This is a genomic window from Bacteroides sp. (assembly GCF_019417265.1).
In the GTDB taxonomy this organism is placed as follows: Bacteria; Bacteroidota; Bacteroidia; order Bacteroidales; family Bacteroidaceae; genus Phocaeicola.
In genome coordinates this window covers 951-4,748 of sequence record NZ_DXVR01000142.1, presented here as the reverse complement: position 1 = coordinate 4,748, position 3,798 = coordinate 951, and the positions used below count along the sequence as shown (strand labels likewise).

The 3,798-nt window shown below is 43.8% G+C and carries 3 protein-coding genes; all 3 read right to left on the bottom strand.

The features are described from left to right. Positions 1–54 precede the first annotated feature (54 nt). From QZ379_RS12070 to QZ379_RS12060, 3 genes are read right to left on the bottom strand one after another with little or no spacing between them, the layout of a single operon-like run. Positions 55–228 carry a hypothetical protein gene (locus tag QZ379_RS12070; protein ID WP_291565165.1) on the bottom strand — a complete coding sequence of 58 codons (174 nt, stop codon included), beginning with the start codon at positions 226–228 and terminating at the stop codon, positions 55–57. A gap of 15 nt (positions 229–243) precedes the next feature. Next, positions 244–1,407: a carboxynorspermidine decarboxylase gene (gene nspC, locus QZ379_RS12065; RefSeq protein ID WP_291565171.1), complete on the bottom strand. Its 1,164-nt coding sequence runs from the start codon at positions 1,405–1,407 to the stop codon at positions 244–246. A 4-nt stretch (positions 1,408–1,411) separates the two neighbouring features. Beyond that, positions 1,412–3,790 (bottom strand): ATP-dependent helicase, encoded by a 2,379-nt coding sequence (locus QZ379_RS12060; RefSeq protein ID WP_291565168.1) that lies wholly within the window; start codon positions 3,788–3,790, stop codon positions 1,412–1,414. Positions 3,791–3,798: the final 8 nt, after the last annotated feature.

The following is a 3,798-nucleotide window of genomic DNA, read 5'->3' as shown; positions in this document are numbered from 1 at the left end:
CGCGACCCTAACCTTGGCAAGGTTATGCTCTACCAACTGAGCTATTTCCGCATTTCATTTATCAACCGTTAGTTGTTTTCCCGATTGCGAGTGCAAAGGTATAGTTTTTTTTGAAACTACCAAAGCATTCCGATACTTTTTTTTCAATATTTTTTCTCTAAAAGTTACAAGTGCTTGAATATCAATACCTATAAAAAAACAGTTTGCAACAGGTTTTTCCTTTCCCATTGCAAACTTTTGTTATCAGCACATTCTGTCACGGTAATCTTCATATCTGAAAGTCTTGTAAACTTCCAGTTCTCCGTCGGAATGCAACAAAGCTATCGACGGATGATGAATACCGTTGAACATATTTGTCTTCACCATAGTATAGTGAATCATATCTTCAAACACTATCCTCTCCCCCACCTGCAGCTCGTGGTCGAACTTCCAGCTACCCATATAGTCGCCGCTCAAGCAGCTGTTTCCTCCAAGCCTGTAGACATGCTCGTCGCGTGTAGCCATCTTCACCGCATCCGCAGGCAAAGATTCCGCCCCACGTACTGCCGGCTGATACGGCATCTCCAGACAGTCCGGCATATGGCATGTAAAGCTGACATCCAAAATAGCTGTCCTTATACCTTTACTTTCCACAACATCAACAACCGAGGCTACCAGTGGACCTGTCTGCCATGTAAACGCAGAACCCGGCTCCAGTATTATCTGCAGGTTAGGATAACGCTCCTTCAGTCCCTTTAACAAGCCTATAAGATGTTCCACATCGTAATCCTTGCGAGTCATCAGATGTCCACCTCCGAGATTAAGCCATTTCAACTGAGGGAACCAACGTGAAAATTTCTTTTCGATATGTTTCAGAGTCCTTTCCAGTTCATACGAGCTCGACTCGCAGTGACAGTGACAATGAAAACCTTCTATACCTTCCGGCAGTCTGTCAGGCAGCATATCGGCAGTCACGCCGAAACGTGTACCCGGCGCACACGGATTATACAGCTCCACCTCCACTTCCGAATATTCCGGATTGACTCTTATTCCCAAAGATATATCCTCACCCGAAGCTTTCACCTTAGGATAAAAACGTACGAACTGCGAAAGCGAATTAAAGGTTATATGACTGCTGTATTTCATAAACGCAGGAAAATTCTCCTCTGTATATGCAGGCGAATAAGTATGTGCCCTGCTTCCGAATTCCTCGAAAGCCAATCGCGCTTCATACTCCGAACTCGCCGTGGTATAATTTATATACTCGCGGAATATAGGGAATGACTTCCACATAGCAAATGCCTTGAAAGCCAGTATTATCTCCACCCCGGCCCTGTCGGCCACACTTTTAATCAGGCTCAGATTCTTTCTGAGCAAATCCTCCTCCATCACATAACACGGTGAAGGAACTTTAGTCAAATCCATAATTATTTTATCCTATTATTTTAAATCTCGCAAATTTCAACAAAAGCTGTTTCTCACCGGCATTCTCAAACCTCACAGTAGCCTTACAGTTATCACCGGTTCCTTCCAATCTGACAACCTCTCCTATACCGAAACGTTCATGCTCAATCATACGGCCGACAGAAACTCCGTGAGTAGCTGCTCCACCTTGAGGGATATTACTCCCGGACGATACAGACGACGGACGGGCCACCGGCACAATCCTTTTCAGATTTCTTGTAGGAACAGGCTTTACAAACCTTACCGGTTCCTGAGGCATCTCACCGCCATCAAACATCGACGGTCCGCTACTTCTGTAGGTTTCACCATGTCCGTAGCCACGCTCATAATTGCGCGGAGCATGCTCATCAGTACGACGCGGCATACCTACCATAGCATCCTTAGGCAACTTCAGGAACGAAGGATTGATATCCTTCAGAAACCTGCTCGGATTGCAGAATTCCTGCTTTCCATATTTATACCTGTTCTTTGCATACGATATAAAACAATTCTCCTCGGCACGGGTTATAGCCACATAGAAAAGGCGCCTTTCCTCTTCCAAAGCACGTGGAGAATCGGACGACATCGGTCCCGGAAACAGATTTTCTTCCATCCCCACTATAAATACATTCCTGAATTCCAAACCTTTAGCGGAGTGGATAGTCATCAGAGTCACCTTAGGAACACTATCATCCTTCTCTCCGTCCTGGTCGGTCAGCAAAGCCACTTCCGAAAGATAATCCGTTAGAAACATTCTGTCATTACCCTCCTCTCGGCGTATCTCGCAGAAATCATACATACCGTTCACAAGTTCGTCTATATTCTCGCGTCTGCTCATTCCCTCGGGCGAAGTATCCTGAATAATATCTGCCATTATACCGGATGCACTTACTATCTCCTTTCCTATTTCGTATGCACTTACGGAATCCGCCTTACCTATAAACCCGGAAACTATATCCCTGAAAGCCTGCAGTTTGGTATGCGTGCCTTTATTGATATTCAGTCCATAATCCAATGGCGAGGAAATCACCGTCCACAGGCTAACCCCTGCATCAGCAGCAGCCATATTTATCTTATTCAGCGTAGTGTCGCCTATTCCCCTTGCCGGATAATTTATCACTCTTTTCAGAGCCTCCCCGTCATGCGGATTAACGGCAAGACGGAAATACGCTATCACGTCCTTGATTTCCTTGCGTTGATAGAAAGACAGACCTCCGTATATTCTGTAAGGCACCGCACGTTTCCTCAGAGCTTCCTCAAAAATACGGCTCTGGGCGTTAGTACGATAGAGTATGGCAAAATCACTGTACGGGCAACCATCCTTCACATGCATGGAAGTTATCTTGTTTGCCACAATCTCTCCTTCCTCCACATCGCTGTATGCGCTTGTTACCGATATAGGCTCCCCCTCCTGATTTTCCGAGAACACTTCTTTCTTTATCTGCTCACGGTTCTTCTCGATAAGGCTGTTCGCTGCCTTCACTATCAGCTGAGTGGAACGGTAGTTCTGTTCAAGTTTGAAGAGGCGGGCTCTTGGATAAGATTTAGTAAAGTTAAGAATATTATCTATAGTAGCTCCACGGAAAGAATATATACTCTGTGCATCATCTCCCACCACACAAATTCTCCATGGTTCTTTTACCAACAATGACAATATCCGCGACTGAGCTTCATTTGTATCTTGATACTCATCTACAAACACATACTTAAATTTGTTTGCATATTTTTCTCGTATTTCCGGATGGTTATTCAAAAGCTTATAAATATAAACAAGAATATCATCAAAATCCATAACATTACCTTGCTTGCATCTTTCGCAATACCTTATATATATATCCCTCATTGCAGGAACCTTGGCTTCGATATCAAGTCTGTAAAACTCTCCATTTGCAGCATAAGCCTGGGGAGATACCAGATGATTTTTTGCATTGCTGATACGCGAAAGAATCAAACCTGGCTTGTAAACCCTCTCATCTAAATTCAATTCCTTTACAAGCGATTTTATAAAATTCTTCGAATCACCAGAATCATATATTGTTAAATTGGAAGTAAAACCAATGAGATCTGCATGTTGACGCAATATACGCAAAAAGACAGAATGAAAAGTTCCCATTCCAATATAATCAGACCACGGAAGACCTATTTCGGAGTTTACCCTTTCTATAATCTCTTTTGCCGCCTTATTTGTAAAGGTCAAGGCAAGAATACTGCGAGCATCATAGCCCAGTTCTTGGATAAGATATTTAATCTTATAGGTAAGCACCCTCGTTTTTCCCGAACCCGCTCCGGCAATAACCAGTGAAGGCCCGTCATTATAAAGCACCGCAGCACGCTGGCTTTCATTCAGTTCATCCAAATAATCAGTCATCTTGCTGT